The 21,867-nt window shown below is 36.7% G+C and carries 22 protein-coding genes; 18 read left to right on the top strand and 4 right to left on the bottom strand.

The genetic code is table 11. The features are described 5' to 3' along the window. The first annotated feature begins 103 nt into the window (after positions 1-103). Positions 104-2,083: a (E)-4-hydroxy-3-methylbut-2-enyl-diphosphate synthase gene (ispG, locus tag R2Q77_RS18275; RefSeq protein WP_316805168.1), complete on the top strand. Its 1,980-nt coding sequence runs from the start codon at positions 104-106 to the stop codon at positions 2,081-2,083. Positions 2,084-2,116: 33 nt separating this feature from the next. Beyond that, a complete protein-coding gene (locus tag R2Q77_RS18270; protein ID WP_316805167.1) occupies positions 2,117-3,394 on the top strand; it encodes a mechanosensitive ion channel family protein in 1,278 nt (425 codons plus the stop codon). A 145-nt stretch (positions 3,395-3,539) separates the two neighbouring features. On the opposite strand, the gene R2Q77_RS18265 is transcribed toward R2Q77_RS18270, so the two are convergent. Next, positions 3,540-4,367, bottom strand: coding sequence for an alpha/beta hydrolase (locus R2Q77_RS18265; protein WP_316805166.1), 828 nt, complete (start codon positions 4,365-4,367; stop codon positions 3,540-3,542). 61 nt (positions 4,368-4,428) lie between these two features. Here R2Q77_RS18265 and R2Q77_RS18260 point away from each other — a divergent pair, with 61 nt between their 5' ends. Beyond that, positions 4,429-4,767 (top strand): YtxH domain-containing protein, encoded by a 339-nt coding sequence (locus R2Q77_RS18260; protein ID WP_316805165.1) that lies wholly within the window; start codon positions 4,429-4,431, stop codon positions 4,765-4,767. Between the two features lie 52 nt (positions 4,768-4,819). On the opposite strand, the gene R2Q77_RS18255 is transcribed toward R2Q77_RS18260, so the two are convergent. Then, entirely contained in the window at positions 4,820-5,221 is a 402-nt protein-coding gene (locus tag R2Q77_RS18255) for a DoxX family protein (protein WP_316805164.1), read from the bottom strand. Between the two features lie 105 nt (positions 5,222-5,326). Here R2Q77_RS18255 and hemA point away from each other — a divergent pair, with 105 nt between their 5' ends. The 13 genes from hemA (at position 5,327) to R2Q77_RS18190 (ending at position 19,053) form a co-directional block, all read left to right on the top strand. Then, entirely contained in the window at positions 5,327-6,553 is a 1,227-nt protein-coding gene (gene hemA / locus R2Q77_RS18250; RefSeq protein ID WP_316805163.1) for a glutamyl-tRNA reductase, read from the top strand. Between the two features lie 319 nt (positions 6,554-6,872). Continuing rightward, positions 6,873-8,453, top strand: a complete 1,581-nt coding sequence (hemC, locus tag R2Q77_RS18245) for a hydroxymethylbilane synthase (protein WP_316805162.1) — start codon at positions 6,873-6,875, stop codon at positions 8,451-8,453. A 227-nt stretch (positions 8,454-8,680) separates the two neighbouring features. After that, the gene (gene hemB, locus R2Q77_RS18240; protein ID WP_316805161.1) at positions 8,681-9,649 is read left to right on the top strand and encodes a porphobilinogen synthase; all 969 of its coding nucleotides are present in this window, start codon (positions 8,681-8,683) and stop codon (positions 9,647-9,649) included. A gap of 124 nt (positions 9,650-9,773) precedes the next feature. Then, on the top strand, positions 9,774-11,144 hold the full coding sequence (hemL, locus tag R2Q77_RS18235) for a glutamate-1-semialdehyde 2,1-aminomutase (protein WP_316805160.1): 1,371 nt from the start codon (positions 9,774-9,776) through the stop codon (positions 11,142-11,144). Between the two features lie 137 nt (positions 11,145-11,281). After that, on the top strand, positions 11,282-12,148 hold the full coding sequence (locus R2Q77_RS18230; protein WP_316805159.1) for a sensor histidine kinase: 867 nt from the start codon (positions 11,282-11,284) through the stop codon (positions 12,146-12,148). An 8-nt stretch (positions 12,149-12,156) separates the two neighbouring features. Then, entirely contained in the window at positions 12,157-12,861 is a 705-nt protein-coding gene (locus R2Q77_RS18225) for a response regulator transcription factor (RefSeq protein ID WP_269425576.1), read from the top strand. Continuing rightward, a complete protein-coding gene (locus R2Q77_RS18220; protein WP_316805158.1) occupies positions 12,861-13,376 on the top strand; it encodes a hypothetical protein in 516 nt (171 codons plus the stop codon). Before R2Q77_RS18225 ends, R2Q77_RS18220 begins: the two co-directional genes overlap by 1 nt. 98 nt (positions 13,377-13,474) lie before the next feature. Beyond that, positions 13,475-14,500 (top strand): uroporphyrinogen decarboxylase, encoded by a 1,026-nt coding sequence (gene hemE / locus R2Q77_RS18215; protein WP_316805157.1) that lies wholly within the window; start codon positions 13,475-13,477, stop codon positions 14,498-14,500. 204 nt (positions 14,501-14,704) lie between these two features. Beyond that, a complete protein-coding gene (locus R2Q77_RS18210) occupies positions 14,705-15,265 on the top strand; it encodes a CopD family protein (protein ID WP_316805156.1) in 561 nt (186 codons plus the stop codon). Between the two features lie 168 nt (positions 15,266-15,433). After that, complete coding sequence (locus R2Q77_RS18205) at positions 15,434-16,594, top strand: hypothetical protein (protein ID WP_316805155.1); 1,161 nt, start codon at positions 15,434-15,436, stop codon at positions 16,592-16,594. 292 nt (positions 16,595-16,886) lie between these two features. Next, positions 16,887-17,456, top strand: coding sequence for an RNA polymerase sigma factor (locus tag R2Q77_RS18200; RefSeq protein WP_316805154.1), 570 nt, complete (start codon positions 16,887-16,889; stop codon positions 17,454-17,456). Next, a complete protein-coding gene (locus tag R2Q77_RS18195; protein WP_316805153.1) occupies positions 17,437-18,186 on the top strand; it encodes a hypothetical protein in 750 nt (249 codons plus the stop codon). Before R2Q77_RS18200 ends, R2Q77_RS18195 begins: the two co-directional genes overlap by 20 nt. A 54-nt stretch (positions 18,187-18,240) precedes the next feature. Beyond that, on the top strand, positions 18,241-19,053 hold the full coding sequence (locus R2Q77_RS18190) for an outer membrane beta-barrel protein (protein WP_316805152.1): 813 nt from the start codon (positions 18,241-18,243) through the stop codon (positions 19,051-19,053). A gap of 77 nt (positions 19,054-19,130) precedes the next feature. Here R2Q77_RS18190 and R2Q77_RS18185 read toward each other — a convergent pair whose 3' ends face one another. Then, the gene (locus tag R2Q77_RS18185; RefSeq protein ID WP_316805151.1) at positions 19,131-19,622 is read right to left on the bottom strand and encodes a DUF6141 family protein; all 492 of its coding nucleotides are present in this window, start codon (positions 19,620-19,622) and stop codon (positions 19,131-19,133) included. Positions 19,623-19,714: 92 nt separating this feature from the next. Here R2Q77_RS18185 and R2Q77_RS18180 point away from each other — a divergent pair, with 92 nt between their 5' ends. Next, positions 19,715-20,707, top strand: coding sequence for an ABC transporter ATP-binding protein (locus tag R2Q77_RS18180; RefSeq protein WP_316805150.1), 993 nt, complete (start codon positions 19,715-19,717; stop codon positions 20,705-20,707). A gap of 12 nt (positions 20,708-20,719) precedes the next feature. Here R2Q77_RS18180 and R2Q77_RS18175 read toward each other — a convergent pair whose 3' ends face one another. After that, positions 20,720-21,133: a hypothetical protein gene (locus tag R2Q77_RS18175; RefSeq protein ID WP_316805149.1), complete on the bottom strand. Its 414-nt coding sequence runs from the start codon at positions 21,131-21,133 to the stop codon at positions 20,720-20,722. A gap of 134 nt (positions 21,134-21,267) precedes the next feature. On the opposite strand from R2Q77_RS18175, the gene R2Q77_RS18170 reads away from it, so the two are divergent. Then, positions 21,268-21,828 carry a DUF4230 domain-containing protein gene (locus R2Q77_RS18170; protein WP_316805148.1) on the top strand — a complete coding sequence of 187 codons (561 nt, stop codon included), beginning with the start codon at positions 21,268-21,270 and terminating at the stop codon, positions 21,826-21,828. Positions 21,829-21,867: the final 39 nt, after the last annotated feature.

Below are 21,867 nucleotides of genomic sequence, written 5' to 3'. Positions count from 1 at the left end.
CGCTTTCATTTCAAAAAAAATAATTTTGGCTATAGGTATCCGGTTGATATAATTACAACAATACCACATTAAAACATTACAACAATCCTTATCTTTGCAACGCATGGAGAATTTATCAGTAAAACATGAATTAGATGGCGGATACTGCAACAGTTTAACGCAGTATTCCAGGTTTTTAACCCGCGAGGTAAATATTGGAGATATTGCTCTTGGTGGCTACAATCCAATACGTATCCAATCCATGACCACTACTGATACCATGAATACGCTGGCAACAGTAGAACAAACCATTCGTATGGTAGAATCGGGCTGCGAATACGTGCGTATTACCGCTCCAAGTATAAAGGAGGCCGAAAATTTAGCCAACATTAAAAAAGAATTGCGCCTGCGCGGATATCAGGTTCCTTTAATTGCCGATATTCATTTTACACCAAATGCAGCCGAAATGGCGGCCAGGATTGTAGAAAAGGTGAGGGTGAACCCGGGTAATTACGCAGATAAAAAGAAATTTGAAAATTTAGAATATACGCAAGACACTTACAATGCAGAGCTGGAAAGAATTAATAAAAAATTTATTCCGCTCATTAAAATTTGTAAGGAATATGGTACAGCCATGCGCATTGGCACCAATCACGGCTCGCTTTCCGATCGGATTATGAGCCATTATGGGGATACTCCTCGTGGTATGGTCGAATCGGCGATGGAGTTTATCAGGATGTGTGAAGACCAGAATTATTATAACCTGGTAATTTCCATGAAAGCCAGCAATACGCAGGTAATGGTTCAGGCTTACAGGCTTTTGGTAGAAACCATGGTAAAGGAGGGGATGAACTATCCGCTGCATTTAGGGGTAACCGAAGCAGGTGATGGTGAAGATGGGCGTATAAAATCGGCTGTTGGCATTGGAACTTTATTAGAAGATGGCCTTGGCGATACAATCCGGGTTTCTTTAACCGAAGATCCGGAATTTGAGGCACCGGTGGCTAAAGCTTTGGCAGATCGATATGTTTTGAGAAGCCAGAAGTCGGAAGTTGTAAATCGGGAGTCGCTATCTCTTGGCCAAACACCAAATGCCTTGAGCCCAACTTATAGTCCTTACGAATACAACCGACGCATAACCGAGCCGGTACAGCATATTGGTGGTCACCATCATCCGGTTGTGATGATTGATGTATCCAATGAAAATCTAAAAGATCCTTACTTTTTAAATACGGTTGGTTATAATTACAGCGCCGGCTTAGATAAATACAACCTTGCCGATCAGGCTTGCGATTTGGTTTACCTGGGAGATAATTTGCCTTCCTTTTCTTTCCCGGGAAACTTAAAACAAGTTTATAACTACAAAACCTGGCTTGGATTAAAAGATAAAAACAACTGCCATCCGTTATTTACTTATAATGAATTTGAAAAAGCTGAAGTTAAAGACGAGTTTTTAAACTTTGTTGAAGTTGATGCCCATCAGTTCGATAATTTGACGATTGAACAATTCGGTAATAACACCGTGTTGGTGCTTACCACCGCTGCTGTGCATGGTATGGCCCAGCAAAGAGCATTTTTTGTGGCTTTGCAGGAAAAGAATATCCTGATTCCGGTAATAATTAAACGCAGTTATAAAAATGTTGATGCCGATAATTTAATGTTGTATGCCGCTACAGATTTAGGGGCTTTATTTACCGATGGTTTTGGCGATGGGACCTGGATTGATGCAGCCGGACAAAACTTATCCCTAATTAATGCAACCAGTTTCGGTATTTTGCAGGCCACACGTACCCGGATTAGCAAAACCGAATACATTTCTTGCCCGAGTTGCGGGCGTACCCTTTTCGATTTACAGGAAACCACCCAATTAATCCGCTCAAGAACAGATCACCTAAAAGGCATTAAAATTGGTATTATGGGCTGTATTGTGAACGGTCCGGGAGAAATGGCTGATGCTGATTATGGTTATGTAGGCACAGGGCCGGATAAAATAACGCTTTACAGGGGTAAAGAGGTGGTTAAAAAGAATGTAACGACGGCTTTTGCACTGGATGAATTGATTGATATCATTAAAGATGATGGCAACTGGGTAGAAAAAGTTTAAATTCTGCCTATATTAGGCTCTCAGGCATTGATAATGATTATAAATTTTGAAGAACTGTTTGCGCAGTTAAGAACTTTACTTACCGAAAATGGTTTTGCAGGCTCAGGCTTAAAAAATGCTTATTTATCTATCGGGCTGCTTTGTTTAATTCTGTTTTTGTACGTTACACTGTTCATTACCAGGCAAATATTTATTGGTATAATCAATAAGGTTATCATAAAGCGTAAACCTCAATGGCAATCTGCCTTATTGGAGTTTCGTGTTTTCAGAGCTTTTGCGCTCATTTTTGTCGCCTATATTTTATATAGCGTTATCCCATACCTTTTCGTCGATTTTAAAAGCGCCCATTTCTATGCCTTAATTTTTGCAAAAATTTATGTGGTTTTAGCCGTAATGTTTGCTGTGAATGCATTTCTTAATGCATTGGTTTCCATTATGGAAAGCACCCGAAAATATGCAGATAAACCCATTAGAAGTTATAAACAGGTTGCTAAAATTGTTTTCTATATTGTTGGTTTTGTACTTATATTATCCATTATTCTAAATGAATCACCCTTGTATATTTTTGGTGGTTTTGGTGCGGTTACAGCCGTTTTTATTTTGGTCTTCCGCGATCCGATTTTGGGTTTTGTGGCTTCGGTTCAAATGAGTGCTATTGATTTAGTAAGAGTAGGCGATTGGATTACTGTAGAAAAATACGGTGCCGATGGAGAGGTTACCGAGATTAATTTAACAACAATTAAGGTGCGGAATTGGGATAAAACAGTAACCATTGTGCCCAGTTATGCTATTGTAAGCGAATCGTTTAAAAATTGGCGTGCAATGGAAGAGAGCGAAGGGCGAAGAATTAAAAGACACATCAATATCAAAATTTCGAGCATTAAGTTTTGTGATGAAGACCTGATTCAGCGACTGCTAAATATTGACTTTTTAAAGGATTATTTAAAAGAAACCCAGCAGGAAATAGAACGTTACAATGCTGAAAATACGGTGAATCCCGGTAATCTGGTTAATGGCAGGCACATGACTAATATTGGAACTTTTAGGTACTATGCTGAAAAATACCTGGAAAGCAATCCGTATATCAATACCAATTTAACTTTTATGGTTAGGCAATTACAGGCTACAGAGAATGGCTTGCCTATTGAAATTTATGTGTTTTCAAAAGAAAAGGGCTTAAAGAAATTTGAAGAAGTTGCAGCAGACATTTTCGATCACCTTTTGGCTGCGGTTCCATATTTTGACCTGGAAATTTTCCAAAGCCCAAGCGGAAGTGATATGCGTAATTTTGTAAGGAGAGGGGATGATTAGAAGTTATTTGTCATTCTGAACATAGTGAGAAATCTGTTTTCAACTTATACTAATTAAAAAGCTTTAACCTTTGGTTGTAGTTTAATTATAACATTGCGTTCCGGAGGTTATAGATTCTTCGTAAGGCTCAGAATGACAGTTATTGTTATCCTTCCCTTAAAAACACCAGGCACTTTTCGCAAACTTTAAATAGCTGCGGAGGTAAATTCTCACTTTGGTTAGGATGCGATGCCCCATAAACGTGATTTGCATCTTCAATTTTTATTAAACGGCTACCGGGGTTTACATTTGCTAAACCTTGGGCAACATGAAAAGGAACGTTAACATCATCACTTCCATGGATAATTAACCACGGTATATTTATCTTCTTTGCTGCATTAATAATATTCAGTGTTTCAGTATTTTCATTAAAATCTTCAAGCAATGTTTTGTTTAAAGGCATTTGTTCTTTGGTACGGGCATTGGTTACATAAATTTTTCCTGTTTTTAACCATTCTGCCTCTTGTTCTTTTTTCCAGAGACTGCTAAAATCAGCAATTGCACTCCAGGTAATCAGTTTTTTAATCCTCAAATCGTTTGCAGCCTCAATAATACTCAAGCCACCACCACGGCTGTGTCCTATTAAATTAATTTCCACATCATTAGTGTATGTTTTTACAATAAAATCCAGTACAGCATTTACATCAAACAATTCTTTTGAAACAGTATTTTCTGCAAAAGCATTTAAATCGCTAACATCTTTTGGATCAGCAGCAGGCACACCGCTATGCGATAAATTAAACTTGATATAACAAAAACCATTGGCAGCAAAATAACGGGCAACCAGGTTATGAGCACCCCAATCTTTAAAGCCTTTAAATCCGTGAACAAATAAGATAACAGGTTTTTTTGTGCCATTATCCTCCTGGGTGATGTCGCCAATAATTAGTTTTCCATTAGCCCCACTCAAGCTAAATTTATTTTGTTTAATCATATGTTTTTTAACGGATTTTATTGGTATAAAGTTTGTTATGCTTTAATAAATATATTATAAAATGTCTACAGAGAACCAAAACCCAAACCAAGAATCAGAAAAAGGATTTTTTGATAATCTTAAAGGAAAATTAAACGAATATAAAGATAAAGCTGAAGATGCCTGGGAAGATGCCAAGGATAAGGCTGAGGACGCCTGGGATGATGCCAAAGAAAAGGCTGCCGATCTTAAAGACAAAGCAGAAGATAAGTGGGATGATTTAACTTCAAAAAAAGATGAAGAAGTGGCAAAAGCTGAAACTAAAATTGATACCTTAAAAGCTGATGCTGCAGATAAAGCAGAAGAAATTGGGGATAAAATTGAGGCTAAAACAGATGAGTGGAAAAAAAATAATCCATAATTTTCAGTCCGTTTAAAAGAAATAAGGGTAGAAATCAATCGATTTTCTGCCCTTATTTTTTGTCTTTTTTTACATAAATCCAAGCCCATCCAATAAAAAGTAATTGAAATGGAAGCCTGATCCAGGCAATTGCTTTGGTGATAAACATTGTGCCCAGCATAAAAGGGGCCTTTTCAATCATGTAAAAATGAGCGGGTAAAAAGGCAATTAACATTAAAATAATCAGCATTGCAGACTGCTTTCTGGTCGCCGGAAAAAGAAGTGAAATCCCCAGAATAATTTCTATTACACCAGAAAGGTAAATTAAAAAAGTGTGAGCCGGAATCCATCCGGGCATAATTTGGTGATATACATCTGTAGCTATAAAATGATTTATCCCCGCCAGGATATAAAAAAAGGCATATATCCAAAGGAATATTTTATAGATAGATGCTCGATTGTCAGTGTTTTGCATTTATTTAAAACCGTTCTAAATTGATGTAAATTACAGGTTAATGACAGTGACATGCCTCTACCTTGTTACTTTTGTATCCCGATAATAGTTAATAACGGAAGCCCATTGGAATATTTAAAAGTAATAGCTTTTACGCATCACCATTTAGACCTACAATCTTTAGGTAAGTTAGTCATTTGTGAGCACAGTCTTGAAGGCAGGTTGCACAATATTCGTACTCAACTTCCTGTTAGCGAAATTTTTTACGTTGGTACTTGTAACCGTGTAGAATTTGTTTTCTTAACCAAAGAGAAAACCGACAAAGAATTTGTAACGAATTTTTTAAGGGTTTTAGATATGGGCTTACCTGAAGAATTTTTAGAACGCTTTATTGATAATGTTTCGGTTTACGAAAACGAAGAAGCCTTTAACCATCTTTTAAGAACATCATGCTCTCTGGAGAGTTTAGTTGTTGGCGAAAAAGAAATTTTAGCTCAAATTCGTAAAGCTTACGAAAGTTGCCGGGATGCTGGTTTTACTGGCGATTACATGAGGATGATTATGGATCGTGTGGTTAAAACGGCTAAAGAAGTTTATACCCATACCAATATTTCTAAAAATCCGGTTTCAGTAGTTTCATTGGCTTACCGCAAACTTAAAGAATTAAACATGTGTGGCAACTCCCGCATTTTAATTATCGGTGCCGGCGAAACCAATCAAAATATTGCAAAATATCTTAATAAACATAAATACTCTAACTTCTCCATTTTCAACCGTACCCTATCAAAGGCCGAAACTTTAGCAACTGAGTTAAATGGTAAAGCTTATGATTTAGCTGCGCTTGAGAACTTTAATGAGGGCTTTGATGTAATTATTACTTGTACAGGCTCAACAGAAGTCATTATTAACGAAGCGCTTTATGCCAAATTGCTTAATGGCGATAAAACCAAAAAAGTAATTGTTGATTTAGCTGTTCCGAATGATGTTGATCCGGTTGTTGTGCATAACAATGCCATTCATTACATTGAAGTAGAATCTTTAAAAGAAGTAGCCCGTAAAAATATTCAGGAACGTTATAAAGAGCTGGTTCACGCTGAAGAAATTATTAGCACCAATATTGCAGAGTTTTTCTACGTATTAAAACAACGCCGCATTGAGCTGGCGATGCAAGATGTACCAAGAAAGATTAAAGAAATTAAAAATACGGCCTTAAATGGTGTGTTTGCTGATGAAATTAATCAAATGGACGATGCATCACGTGAGGTTTTAGAACGTGTAATGAATTACATGGAGAAAAAATGCATCAGTGTACCTATGATTATGGCCAAAGAAATTTTGGTTAATCAACCTTAACGTTTAATTCTATAAAAACAGATTGCCTGATTGTTGTTAAAACCCCGAAATAAATTCAGGGGTGATGGCCTTCTTTTAATCTTCATTAGTTAGAAGCTTACCCGCTAATCAGTACTTAGAAAATTCTGGAATAAATCCAAGCTGCTCAGCAATTGCTTCTAAGCCAATAGTTGCTGCCTCATCAAGCCGGCAAGCAATAGGCTTAATGTCATAGAAATCCCCTTAATTAGCCGGTCTGTAACCTCACTGTCTCATTTTTAAACATATTTATAGTTTCAGCACTATTTAACTTAAATTTGCAAATCATTTAAACGTTATAGTGAAGAAATTAATCATCGGAACACGCGGTAGCGACCTGGCCTTATGGCAAGCCAATCACATTAAAGATGAACTGGCAGCCAATGGAATCGAAGCTGAATTAAAAATTATCAAAACACAGGGCGATAAAATCCTGAACCTACGGTTGGATAAACTGGAAGGAAAAGGCTTTTTTACTAAAGAGCTTGAAGAGGAATTGTTAAGCGGAAGCATTGATTTGGCGGTACATTCGCTAAAAGATCTGCCAACAAATCATCCTGAAGGTTTAACCATAGCTGCTATTCCTGAAAGGGAAGAAGCTACAGAATACCTGTTAATTTTAAAAGATTGCGTTGATGTTTCTCAAAAACTTTCTTTAAAAAAAGGTGCAATGGTGGGTACTTCATCCAATCGCCGTAAAGCGCAGTTGCTGGGCCTACGTTCTGATTTGGAAGTTGAAGATTTACGTGGAAACGTACCAACCAGAATTCAAAAGCTTAGAGATGAAGATTATGACGCCATTATGCTTGCTAAAGCCGGTGTAAAGCGTTTAGGCTTAGATTTAAGCGATTTGCATGTAGAAGAACTGGATACTACGGAGTTTATTCCGGCACCTGCACAGGGCGCTTTAGGTATTCAGATCAGAGATAATGACCCGGAGCTTTTTGCCCTTATCCAAAAATTAAATAACCCTGATACTGCTGAAGAAGTTGGTGTAGAACGTAAAGTTTTAAACCTTTTTGAAGGTGGCTGCCACATGCCTTTAGGCTGTTACTGTAAAAAAGAAAACGGTCAGTTTGAAGTTTGGACAGCCAAAGCAGAAACTGCTGAAGATTTTCCGGAGCGTTTATTCTTACGTTCGGAAACGACTGAAGGACTCGCAGAAAAAGTAGTGGCCAAATTTAATACCGAAAGAAAAAAACCTGCAAAAGTTTTTATTTCCCGCGAAATTGGTGAACACAGTTACTTCCGAAGGGCTTTAGAAAATAACAATATCGAAATAGAAGGACGTTCTTTAATCCGTACTTTCCCTATCGTTACAGTTTTAGATCAGTTTATTTTAAAAAATATAGACTGGGTTTTCTTTAGCAGCCGTAACGGGGTAGAATATTTTTTTAGTTTAAAACCTTTATTACCAAAGAAAACAAAGTTTGGTGTTGTCGGACGTGGATCGGAAGATGCTTTACGTAAATATGGACACACCGCTGATTTTGTAGGGGCAAGTGGCGACATTACAGAGGTTGCTGAAGATTTTGCGCAATTGGTTGCCGGTAAAATTGTAATGTTTCCAAGAGCACAGGATTCTTTACAATCGATCCAGAAATCGTTACCAGCCGATGCTAAAATTATAGATTTACCAATTTACGAAACGGTAATTGAAGAAAATATAGATCAGAGTTATGCCGATGTTTTAATTTTTACCAGCCCATCAAACGTTGATGCTTATTTTGCTGATAATTTATTAGAACCAGGGCAACAGGTTATAGCCATTGGCAATTCTACCGGTAAAAAGTTTGATGAAATGGGTGTGAAATATGCTTTGCCTTATTCGCCAGATGAAATTGGATTAGCAGAAGCTGTTTTTGGAATAGAGATAAAGTAAGGTAGAAGGTTTAAAGCCGAAAGGTATTCCTTGCAAAGACATACAGAAGTTAACTAAACCCGATAGAAGTGGGGCCGGTTTTTCATCGGCATAAACGTATAGCGGGATTGCAATAACCGAAGTGGATTGAAACCTGCTTTTCTAAGCATACAATTGGTTTTTAACGAACCATATCAACAACAAAACAAATGGTTAGAGTTAACGCTCGAAACTAAATAGAATAAAATATGTTACACCGTCCGCGTAGATTAAGGAAAAACCCGTTGGTAAGAGAGATGATAGCCGAAACCCGGTTATCAAAAGATATGTTTGTATACCCATATTTTATAGTGCCGGGTACAAACGTTACACATGCAATTGATGCCATGCCAGGGGTAAACCATTATTCTATCGATACTTTGGTAAAAGATGTTGAAGATGGCCTAAAGAAAGGTTTAAATAAAGTGATGCTTTTTGGCGTTGGAGATGAGAAATCTGAAGATGCAAAATCTGCCCATCACGATCATTCGTTAGTGCCAACTGCTGTGCGCGAATTGAAAAAGCAATTTGGCGATGATTTATATGTAATTACTGATGTTTGCGTTTGTTCTTATACCACGCACGGGCATTGCGGCATTTTAGAAAATGATTACGTACAAAACGATAAAACGGTTGAGGTAATTGCCAAAATGGCTTTAACGCACGCGCAGGCAGGTGCCGATATGTTTGCCCCATCAGATATGATGGACGGGCGCATTGCCGCTATGCGCAACCTGCTTGATGAAAATGGCTTTGTAAATGCGGCCATTATGAGCCATGCTACAAAATTTGCTTCGGCTTATTACGGGCCTTTTAGAGAAGCTGCGGATTGCGCGCCAAGCAAAGGCGACAGGAAGGCTTATCAAATGGATTTCAGAAACCCTGGAGAAGCTTTACGCGAAGCCCGCCTGGATGAACAGGAAGGTGCTGATGTTTTAATGGTAAAACCAGGCCTGGCTTATCTGGATATTATTCACCGGTTAAAACAAGATACTACCTTGCCAATTGCGGTTTACAATGTATCTGGTGAGTATGCCATGGTTAAAGCAGCAGCGGAGAAAGGCTGGATTGACGAACAAAAAATAGTGATGGAAACAATGCATGCTTTTGCCCGCGCCGGAGCCAGCATAATTACCACATACCATATTAAAGATATTTTAAATAACAATTGGCTTTAAGAGGTGAGCGGTAGAAGATTTAAGGCCTGAGGTTTCCCGGGCTGGTCCAATATTTCCATTTCATAAAATAACAGATGGGTAATTGTAGTTTTTAAACGCTGATTACCTTATACCTTAATAAAAAATGTTAGATTCATTAAAAAAGATGTTTTCAGGCAATGAAGCCGATGTTCCGGTAAATACAGGTAGTAAGCCTGATATTTCAAGAGTAAAATCAGCCGAATTATACGAGAAATCAAAAACGTATTTCCCTGGTGGTGTAAATTCGCCGGTTAGAGCTTTTAAATCTGTTTATGGTACGCCACTTTTTATCGAAAAGGGCGATGGCTGCTTTATATGGGATGCTGATGGCAACCAGTTTATTGATTTTTGCGGAAGCTGGGGCCCGCTGATTTTAGGGCACAACAACCCAAAAATTAGGGAAAAAGTAACGGAGGTGATGCAAAACGGGATGAGTTTTGGTGCACCTACAGCTTTAGAAAATGAACTGGCAGAATTGATTATTAAGAACAATCGTTTTGTAGAGAAAATCCGTTTTACAAGTTCTGGAACAGAAGCCGTAATGTCTGCCATTCGTTTGGCCAGAGGTTTTACAAGTCGCGATAAAATTATAAAATTTGAAGGCTGTTACCATGGTCATAGCGATTCTTTATTGGTAAAAGCAGGTTCTGGTTTAGTTACTTTTGGCGAAACTTCTTCGGCAGGAGTTCCAAAATCTTTTGCGGAAGAAACAATTGTAATTCCTTTAAATGACACTGCCGCAATTGAGCAGGCTTTTGCACAATTTAAAGATCAGGTTGCAGCTGTAATTATAGAAGGTATCCCTGCAAATAATGGTTTAATCATTCAGGATGAAGAGTATATTAAATTCCTTCGCAAAATATGTACTGATAATGGCGCTTTATTAATTTTTGATGAAGTAATTACCGGTTTCCGTGTGGGTTTTGAAGGTGCGGCAGCGCATTATGGCATTACACCTGATATTGTAACCTATGGGAAGATTATTGGAGGCGGTTTACCTGTGGGCATGTATGGTGCATCTGCAGAAATTATGGCCCATATTTCTCCCGATGGTGGCGTGTACCAGGCCGGTACATTATCCGGAAATCCGGTTGCTATGGCAGCAGGTATAGCAACCTTAACAGAATTAAATAAATCGAGCTTTTATAAAGATTTAAATACCAAGGCACAAGAGTTTGTGGCCAGCATTCAGCGTTTTGCTACAGCCAGAAACTATAAATTTAGAGTGTTTACTGTCGGCTCTATTTTCTGGTTTGCCTTTACAGATAAAGATAAAATCCAATCGGCTGATGATATTGACGCAGGGAGCATGGAGAAATTTAAAATCATGCACCGCGAATTATTGAACAGAGGCATTTATTTAGGTCCATCAGGTTATGAAGTTGGTTTTGTTTCTGCCGCACACACTAAAATAGAATTAGAAAAAGCAAAACGTGCTATATTTGAAGCATTGGATTTGGTTTTTAAAAAATAAAGCATTTATTCAGAAATCGTCATTGGGAAGAGGAACGACGAAGCAATCTTAATAGATAAAATTTAATTAGCAATAATAGTAAGATTGTTTTGTGTTTCGCAATCACGGACAAGGAAATTATCAACCCGAACGAACAAATGAAAAAATCGATCATCATATTTTATGCATTATTGCTTTACGCATTAATACAGCTTATTTCCTGGGGAACGCTGGTGGTGCGTTTGCAGCCCAGCCGCATGACGATGATTATGGGCGAGGGTTCGGTATTTTTGTTTTTGCTTTGCATTGGTGGTTATTTTCTGCATCAATCTTTAAAACGTGAAGATAAGTTGAGAGAGCAGCAGCAAAATTTCCTGATGTCGATTACACACGAATTGAAATCGCCGTTGGCTGCAATAAAACTTTCCATCCAAACAATTGTTAAAAGAGATTTAGATAAAGCCCGGCAAACATCTTTGCTTAATAACTCGTTAAAAGATATTGAGCGTTTGGATGATTTGGTGGAGAATATGTTGCTGGCTACAAAAATTGAAAACCGTTCTTACAGTTTTCCGAAGGAGGAATTTAATTTTTCTGAACTGGTGTATAAAATTACCGATAGGCTGCAGGTGCACTCTTGTGGTTGCGAACAGCTAATTGTGGCTAAAATTCAGCCAAATTTGCAGCTTATGGGTGACAAATTTGCACTCTCCTCTGTAGTTACCAATTTAATTGAAAATGCAGTTAAATATTCCGATCCCTGTGATGAGATAAATGTGGCTTTAGATAAAGTAGACGGTCATTTGAAGCTCAGTGTAGCAGATACAGGTCCGGGTATTTCAGATGCCGAAAAAATGTTGATATTTGATAAGTTTTACCGCGTTGGTAATGAGAATGTCAGAAAAGCGAAGGGAACAGGTTTAGGCTTGTTTATTGTGAAAGAGGTTTTACAATACCATGATGCAGATATTACAGTAAAAGACAATCTGCCCAAAGGAAGTATTTTTGAAGTAACATTTAGTTAATCTCAATTATGTCACAAAAACAAAGAATTCTATTGGTTGAAGACGAGGATCACTTGTTAGATGCTATCAAATTAAATCTCGAACTTGAAGGTTATAAAGTTCATGCCGTTAAAGATGGCAAAACCGCTCTTAAAATATTTAAAGAAGAACGTTTCAATCTGATTATTTTAGACGTAATGCTTCCTGAAATGGATGGTTTCCAGGTATGCGAAACAATACGTTTAGAAAATACTGAAGTTCCTATTTTATTTTTAACAGCTAAAAACACATCTGAAGATCGTGTTATGGGCTTGAAAAAAGGAGCCGACGATTATTTAGTAAAGCCATTTAACCTGGAAGAATTAATTCTTCGTGTAGGTATTTTGGTTAAACGCAGTTTAAAATCAGACGATTTAAAGGAACTAAATTCTTACAAAATCGGAGATAAAACCATTTATTTTAATTCTTTCGAATTAAAGCAGGATGATGGTACAATAACCCCTTTAACCAAAAAGGAAACCATGTTGCTGAAACTTTTAATCGAACGTAAAAATGATGCGGTTTCACGTGAGCAAATTTTAGAAACCGTTTGGAATTATGATGTTTACCCATCAACCAGAACGATTGATAATTTTATTTTAACCTTCCGTAAATATTTTGAACCCGATCAAAAAAATCCGGTTTATTTTCATTCCATTCGCGGAGTTGGTTACAAATTTACGGATAGCCATTAATGTACAATAACAAGGGCAGGTATGCTTTAATGGCTGTTTTTGTGCTCGCTGCGTTGGTTTGCTTATATTACAACCAATACCAGCTGGCTGCTGTTTCAGGATTCTTATTTGCTTTTGTAGTGTGGAGTCATTTTAAACACAGCTCGGTGCTTATGGCCTCGAAGCATTTTAAAAACAACGAGTTTGCAAAAACTAAAGTATTGCTTGCAGAAATTAGCTACCCCGAAAGGTTATCGAAAAGCAGAAGAGGCTATTATGAATTTATGCAGGGAAACCTTGCTTTAAAAGATGAAAATTACGATAAGGCCGAGTATCATTTTCAAATTGCCAGCCGCTTTTCGGTTGGTGGAAAAAATGAGAAATCTTATGTATTGATTCACCTGGCTAACCTGGCTTTACGTAAAAGGGATAAAGAGCGTGCTGTAGCTTATACAGCACTTGCGAAAGAATTGGCAACAACGCAACGATCGCAGGATATAATTGTTAAAATAGAAAAAGAAATAAGTAAAATATAAAGCTTTCGGGTGTTATCCTGAGGAACGAAGGATCTCTTTCAAAGAAGGAAGATGCTTCGTTTTTATTATAAATAGCAAAGCCGAATCAAAATCCAACAATGAAGAATAATTTATTTTTAGACGCAGCATTTTCAAAACAAACAGAACGCCCACCCGTATGGATGATGCGTCAGGCAGGTCGTTTTATGCCACAATATTGGGAAATTAAAAACAAATACTCTTTTTTAGAGATGTGTAAAACACCTGAAATTGCAGCTGATGTAACCATGTTGCCTGTAGATTTGTTGGGGATTGATGCAGCGATTTTATTCTGTGATATTTTGGTAACAGGCGAAGCTATGGGTGGTGATTTAAGCTTTACACAAGGTGTTGGGCCTAAATTTGCAAACCCGGTACGCACCGCGCAGGATATTGAAAATTTGAATGTAGATTGTTTGGGTGAATTGGAATATGTGGCTGATGCCATTAAAGTAATTCAACAACGTCTGGATGGAAATATTCCTTTAATCGGTTTTGCCGGAGCACCTTTTACCGTAATGAGTTATTTGGTTGAAGGCGGATCATCAAAAGATTTTAAGTTAACCAAATTAATGTTGCATAACCATCCGGAGCTTGCGCATAAACTCCTGGCTAAAATTGCTAAAGTTACTGCTGATTATTTAAATCTTCAGATTGCGGCTGGTGTAAATGCCATTCAGATTTTTGACAGCTGGGCGCAGGCATTGTCCTGGAACGATTATCAGGAGTTTTCTCACCGGTATATTCAGGAAATTATTTCCAACCTAAACAGAAAAGATATTCCTGTGATTTCTTTCTGTAAAGGAAGTTCGGTTTTTGCACCAATTATGGCTGAAGCTAAACCAGATGTAATTTCGGTAGACTGGAATGCTGATTTATTAAATATCAAAAATAGCTTACCATCAAATATTGCTGTACAGGGTAATTTAGATCCTCATATTTTGTACGCAGATCAACCGGTAATTAAAAAACACATCCACCAGTTATTTGAACGCATGCGCGGCACAAATGGATTTATTTTTAACCTTGGGCATGGCATTATGCCAGATATTCCGTTTGATAACGTAAAATATGCAATTGAGGTGGTTAAAGAATTTAGGTATTAAAATCGTTTGATAAGGTTTGGAGTCGTTGTGTTTTCAAAACGAACTTATGAATCCATTTCTTTAAAAGATTGACGAAATTCACCTGTGAGATAACTCCGGTGGTAAACCTGATTGTATAGGCGGTATCGTAAATGGAATATTAAATTTGTAATTCTTTAATATTCCAGATTGGATAGAAACCTATATTTTGAATAAAATTAAGCAATGATAGAAACCTTATTGCCATATTATCACTATTTCCTTGCAGTACACATTGTATTTGTGATTAGCTGGATGGCAGGTTTATTTTATATTTTAAGCCTATTTATCTATCATACGGAGGCAAATGATAAACCTGAGCCTGAAAAAAGTATCCTTCAAAAGCAATTTGTTAAAATGGAGGCTACTTTATGGAAAATTATTGCTACCCCTGCCATGATTATTTCGGTATTGGCAGGCGCTTCCATGCTAACTTTAAATCCCGGCCTTTTACAAGCCGACTGGATGCAGGTTAAACTTGGTTTTGTAATCGGCTTGCTTATTTATCATTTCATTTGTCAAAACATCGTTAAACAGCTTAAAAACAACATATACAAGTTAACCAGTTTTCAGCTGAGGTTATGGCGCGAGCTGGCCACCATTTTTATGATTGCCATTGTATTTGTGGTTATACTTAAAAATGCCATTAACTGGATTTACGGTTTAATTGGAATAATGGGCGTAGCCATGGTAATTATGATTGCCGTTAAGTTGTATAAGAATTATCGTAAGAAAAACGGCCAATAAAATTTAATCATGAAGCCACTAAGGCAACTAAGAAATTTGTTGGTTAAGGTTTTGAGTGTTTGGCGTTAAATAACTAAAAAATTTTGTATCCTTTTCGTAAACTTCCTGTTCTTCCGGAAGTAATTAACCAAAAACTATTCTAAATTTGGGCGATAAAATCAAAAAATCATGATTAAAAACACGGGTCTGAAAAAGACCTTACTCCTTATAACACTTTCGCTTAGTTCTTATTTTGCCTCCGCTCAGTTTAATCAGTCGGCTATTGAAAACAGGATCCGTCCGGATAGCAGCTTAACCAACGAGGTTCATTTTAATTTTTACAATTTCAACTACGTCCGTAATTACGAATATACCAACGATTTTCACGATGGATATACAATGTACGGAACACAGTTACAGCCCCAGATTGTGTATTATGCACATCCAAATTTGGCCATTACGGCTGGCGCATTTATCCGTAAAGATTTTGGCCGGAACGGCATAAGCGATGCGAAACCTTTATTCAGCCTAAAATACCACAAAAGAAACCTGACCTTAATTTTTGGAAGTTTGGAAGGCGGCATTCAGCATAAATATATTGAACCGATTTATGATTTTGAAAGAACCATTACCACCCCAATTGAATATGGTACACAGTTACTGGTAGAGAGAAAGAAATTTAACCTGGATGCCTGGATAGCCTGGCAAAAAATGATTTATACCGGCGAGGCTGCAAAAGAGGAAATTATTGGAGGTTTATCTACTGAGACAACACTGGCCGAAAATAATGGCTGGAAGTTTAGTGTGCCGGCTCAGTTTTTAGCTTTTCATCAGGGTGGTCAAATCGATATTTTAAAAGAAATTCCAATCAGCACTTTATTTAATGGCGCCGCAGGATTAAAATTACACAAAGCGATAAACTCTAATGTTAAACAGGTTTATACAGATAATTATGTAGCCGTTTATAAAGATTTCTCCCCGGATAAAAGAAGAGCCTATCAGGGCGGATTTGGATTATGGTTAAATGCCGGTGTAGATACAAAATGGGGAAGTTTAGTAGGCTCGTACTGGAAAGGGAATAACTTTATTTCCATCAAGGGAATGCCTTTGTACGAATCTGTTTCTTCCAATTTATACAGCAATGGCTTAAAGCAAAGTTCCAGAAATATTGTTTCGTTGCGTTATGCTTACCAGAAAGAATTAATCCCTCATTTATATCTTGATGTTCGTTTCGAACCGCATATCGATTTAGACAATACCGATAAACAACTTCAGTTTAACCATTCATTTTTCTTAACCTACAAACAGGATTTTAAATTGTTTAAAGTGAAGAAAAAATCTGATCAGTAAAGATATTAAGTCATGCTGAATTTATTTCAGCATCTAAATTATTCACAAAGTATCTGTTTCATTAGAAATAGGTGCTTTGTGCTTTAGTAAGGAAATCAATTAGCATAACAGAAGATAAAATCCCTAAAAATTATCTATAATTGTTTCTAAGTATAAAAAACTATAATTTATTAAAATATTTATCTTATTGATAATCAGTGCTAATAAGTTTTGCTTCTAAAATATTTAACTTTTTGTTAACGCCCATGCAACCATTGTTTGTAATCCATCATCTTCTATATACAAACACACAATGAAGTTGACGCAACCCTATACTATAAACGATTTGATGGAAGGCTGTAAAGCTGGCGACCGGAAGATGCAAGAGCTGCTGTATAAGCAAACCGCATCCAAAATGTTGGCCGTTTGCATGCGATATGCGAGAGATAGAATGGAAGCTGAAGATGTATTGCAAATGGGCTACATCAAAATCTTTCAGAAAATTAAAGATTATAGGGGCGACGGTTCTTTTGAGGGCTGGATTAGAAGAGTAATGGTGAATACAGCTATAGAAAGCTACCGTAAAAATTTACGCAGCTTAAATGTAGTAGAAATTGATGAAGCTTACGAACAACCCTCAACAGGTTTTGATTTTAGTCAGTTGGGTATACAGGATTTAATGAAAGTAATCCAAAAATTAGCTGATGGTTACCGAATGGTATTTAATATGTATGCAATAGAAGGCTACTCGCATAAAGAAATTGCTGAAACACTTGGTATTACCGAAGGGGCCAGCAAATCACAACTCTCTAGAGCGAGAGCAATTTTAAAAGAGGAAATTATAAAAATGGAGGGATTTGGTTATGCAACCTACACCGGATAAAGATTTTGATCAGTTATTTAAGGATGCTTTTGCGGATGCAGAGGTTACACCTTCACGAAATTTATGGAGCGATATAGAACAGAAAATTGAACCTAAGAAAGCCTGGAAATTACCGGTTTACTGGATGGCTGCTGCGGTGGTTTTAATTGTTGCAAGCATTGGGGTTTTGGTTATAAATGGACAGAATAATCGTACTGAAAACAACAATAACATTGTAAAAACAGAGGTGAAAAATGTTCCTCAAGAAAATTTGATCCAACCTAAAATTGAAGTTCCGGTTGAAATTACTGAAAAGGCATTGCCAAAATTAGTTGTTGAAACAAAAAAAACTGCTTTTATAGCTAAAACTGAAGTTAAAACAGTTAAGCATGAGGAGCGCCAAAAAGTAACGATAAGCCCCGAAACAGTAAAGGAAGAGCCTTTAATTGCCAAGGTTGAGGTTTCGAAAGTTAAACAAGAGGATATAAAAGAAAAAATTAACGAAGCCATTGCTGCAAAAGACCAAGCCTTAACGGCATCGGCAGGAAATGTAGGGTTAACGGATGAACCGGCTAATGAGAATGAGCAAAGTAAGGGCATTAGAAATGTTGGCGACATTGTAAACCTGGTGGTAAACAAAGTAGATAAAAGAAAAGATAAATTTATCCAGTTCAGGACTGACGATGATGATTCTTCTATCTCCTCCATCAATATTGGTCCGTTTAAATTTGGGAAACGAAAAAATAAATAACAAACTATAGCCTAACTCGCTAAATATTAACATACACAAAACACACAGAATAAAATGAAACATCTAATTTTTACAGCACTAATGGTAAGCGGGCTTGCCGGTGTTATGGCTCAGGGTGCTTTTGCTCAACAAGATACTGTGGCGAAGGACACAGTTATCAAAAAGAAAAGTAAATATACCTTAACAATAGGTGGAGGAAACCTGATTACAAAAACTGGCGATTCTGCGGATAATTCCAAAAAAGGTCGTTTTATTGGAGGTATTACTTTTACACGAATAGATATAGGTTTCTCAAGGTTAATTGATAATGGAAATTTTAATCTTTCTCCAAATAACCAGTTTCTAGATTATAAAGGCGGCAAAACCAGTACTTTCTCTTTTGATGTGGTGCAATTTGGTTACCGTTTTAACTCAAACTTTAAAGTTTACATTGCGGGTGGTTTCGATTGGACATTAATTCGTCTAAGAGATAATATTACCATTCAAAAGAACCAACCTAACCTAACTTATATTGATGAGCCAATTATTTTTTCTAAAAATCGTTTCTCCAGCAGTTATGTACACATTCCATTGAACTTTGAATTTCGTACCAAAGAAAATGATAAAGGCAGAAGATTTTACTTTGTGTTAGGACCTGAAGTAAGCTTTTTATTAAATGGAAAAGTTAAACAAATTAGCGATGAACGTGGAAAAGAAAAATCATACGATGATTATCACTTCCAGTCTGTACGCTACGGAGGTACAGTAAGATTAGGATATGGTGCATTAGGCTTGTTTACTAAATACTATTTCAACGATATGTTTAATACCTCAGCACAGGCCGGTTTAAAAAATATGTCTTTCGGAATTACCTTAGGCTTAAATTAAAAAACACTATACACACAAATAAAACCCATCCTGTTTCGATTATCGAGACAGGATTTTTTTTTAATACTTATCAAGGCTTAATTTTTATACTCGCCTAATTTTTTCAGGGTTAAAGCGAGTTCTTTAGGTTGGTTGGTGCCAATTAACAATTTGTCCTCATTTTTAAAAACAAGCTGCAAACCTACGTTTCCCGATACATTTATTGCAGCATTATGTTTACTGCCTTTTAATCCCCAACCACCGTACTCCGCAATAGGACTATAAGTTCTTACATAAGATTTAGAAATAGCTGGCCAGCCATAATGTTTAAACTTTAAATTCAACGGAAATAGCTTTACGTAAATACCATCTTTTCTTATTTCTGTATACAACTGAAGGTTTAAAGTAAGCAGAATTGTAGCTGCCGCGACTATAAGACCGAAAGATGTAGCAATTAAATAGGTTCGGCTTTTAGTTTTAAACCCTTTAATCAGCAAAAAAATAAAGAGGATGATTACAGCACCTAAAAGGATAAGAAGAGAATAATTGCCCATTTTTTGGGATTCTGAAAATAGAATTTCTGGTGACATGAGTTGTTAATTATGAGTTCAAAATAAGTAAAAATATGAACTGTTCCAATTTGGTATTTTTAGGCTTTACGCATTATCCTTATCTTTAGCCCGTGAGTGATACGATAATCAGTGTAAAAAATGTAACCAAGCAATACCAGGCTGAACAAGCTGGTGGTATTCAAAATATTAGTTTCGAGATAAAAAGGGGAGATGTTGTTGCCATTATTGGTGAAAGTGGGAGTGGAAAATCAACCTTATTAAAATCTATTTATGGTTTACTTAAAGTTGATGAAGGTGAAATCTTTTTTCATAATGAAAAAGTAAAAGGGCCTGATGAACAATTGATACCCGGACATAAGCAGATGAAAATGGTTACACAAGATTTTTCGCTCAATATTTATGCAAAGGTGTACGATAATATTGCCTCACAGCTCTCCAATACCGACCTCAAAACCAAAGCGGAGAAAACCAACCAGATTATGGAGCATTTGCGCATTTCGCAATTGCAAAATAAAAAGATAATCGAATTAAGCGGGGGAGAGCAGCAGCGGGTTGCCATTGCAAAAGCCATGGTTGCAGACACGCAGGTTTTGCTTTTAGACGAACCCTTTAGTCAGGTGGATGCTTTATTGAAAAACCAGTTAAGAGCCGATATAAAACGTGTAGCAGCAGAAACGGGTGTAACTGTTGTGCTGGTATCTCACGATCCGGCAGATGGCTTGTTTTTAGCAGATCAGCTGCTGATTATTAAAGATGGTGAGTTGCTTCAAACTGGAAAACCTATAGAAATTTACCAAAAGCCCAAGCATATATATACCGCACGAATACTTGGAAATGCAGTGGTGTTAAATAAAACCGATGCTGAAAAAATTGGCTTAAAAACAGAAAAGGAACATGTTGTTTTTTACCCTGAATGGGCCGAATTAAAAAGCAACTGGGACAGCAGGCGTTTTGAAGTAAAAGATGTGTATTATAAAGGTTTCTACGATGAATTACTATTGGAAAGAAACGGCGTGCTGGTTAGGGCCATCCAATTGAACAGGGGAGCGCATAAAAAAAACGACCACGTTCAATTGAACATAGGTCGTTTTTTGGAGTTTTAAAATATTTTAATATTAATTAGAAAACTGTGAAGGTACAATTACAACCTTTACCAAAGTATCGTAATTTGGGGGTACTGAGTTTAATAAGTTATTCGTGTCTTGAACATCGAAAGTAATACCACCATTATAAATCTCGTAGCTATAGGCACTGTAGTTATAAGTGTATGGTAATTGAATATCCCCTTTTGCATCAGCCGGGTGTTGAAAGTAAACAAGTACGCCTTCGTCATCTAAAGTAATACCATCAAAAGCCGAATTTAGATATTTAGCGGAATAAGTTCCGTTAGCATTGCGTTTCCAATCAGAGGCTTTTAATGTATAATTATAAGTTCTGGCGTAAATTTGTTCTTTAACAAGTGTTTCCTTTTTGCAAGATGCCAGCCCCAGCGTGACAATGCAAAGCATTAGAATAGTTAGTTTTTTCATGTTGATTAGTGTTTTTTGTGTGTATTACTTTCGTATTACAAAACAACTGCCAAAAAAAGTTAAAAAATGATTTATGGATTAATAATTGTATAAACATGCTTATACAACATTGAAACCTTGTTTATTTTTTTAGTATGAAAGTATTTTTTCGCATTTTACCCTGGGTGATTTTATTGGCTGCCGGTTATTTTTTTATTTCTAAAAAGTTCAGTATCAATACATCTGTAGAGAATAAACATCAGCTCTTAGTAGAGAAAATTGAGGCTATTGGCAAATTAGAATTGGTTAGGTACCAGATTAGCGACGTTTTGGAACATAAAGAAAAAACTGATTTTTTGCCCGAAGCCAGTGTTTTGTTAATTGTTAAGGCTGAAGCAGTAGGCTGTATCGATTTAACAAAAATTAAAAAGGATGATATTCGTATTGAGGCGGATACCGCTGTAGTAAATTTACCACAGCCAGAGATTTGCTATGTGAAAATTGACCATAAAAACTCAAGGGTTTACGACACGAAAATGGCTTTCTTCCGTGAAGCAGCTTTGGTTGATGAAGCTTATAAAGCCGCAGAAAAACAAGTGTCGAATGAAGTGAAAAAATCAAGCATTTTAGATCAGACAAAAACCAATGCAACCAATGTTTTAAAGCCTATTATCGAAGGGTTGGGTTATAAAAACGTGAAGTTTACTTTTGATTAGTACTTCTATTTTGCGTTTATAAATTTACCTTGTTTAAAA

This window comes from Pedobacter nototheniae, from assembly GCF_032678625.1.
Classification (GTDB): Bacteria; Bacteroidota; Bacteroidia; order Sphingobacteriales; family Sphingobacteriaceae; genus Pedobacter; species Pedobacter nototheniae_A.
The sequence above is the reverse complement of the archived record's forward strand: the minus strand, read 5'-3'. Positions and strand labels throughout refer to the sequence as shown.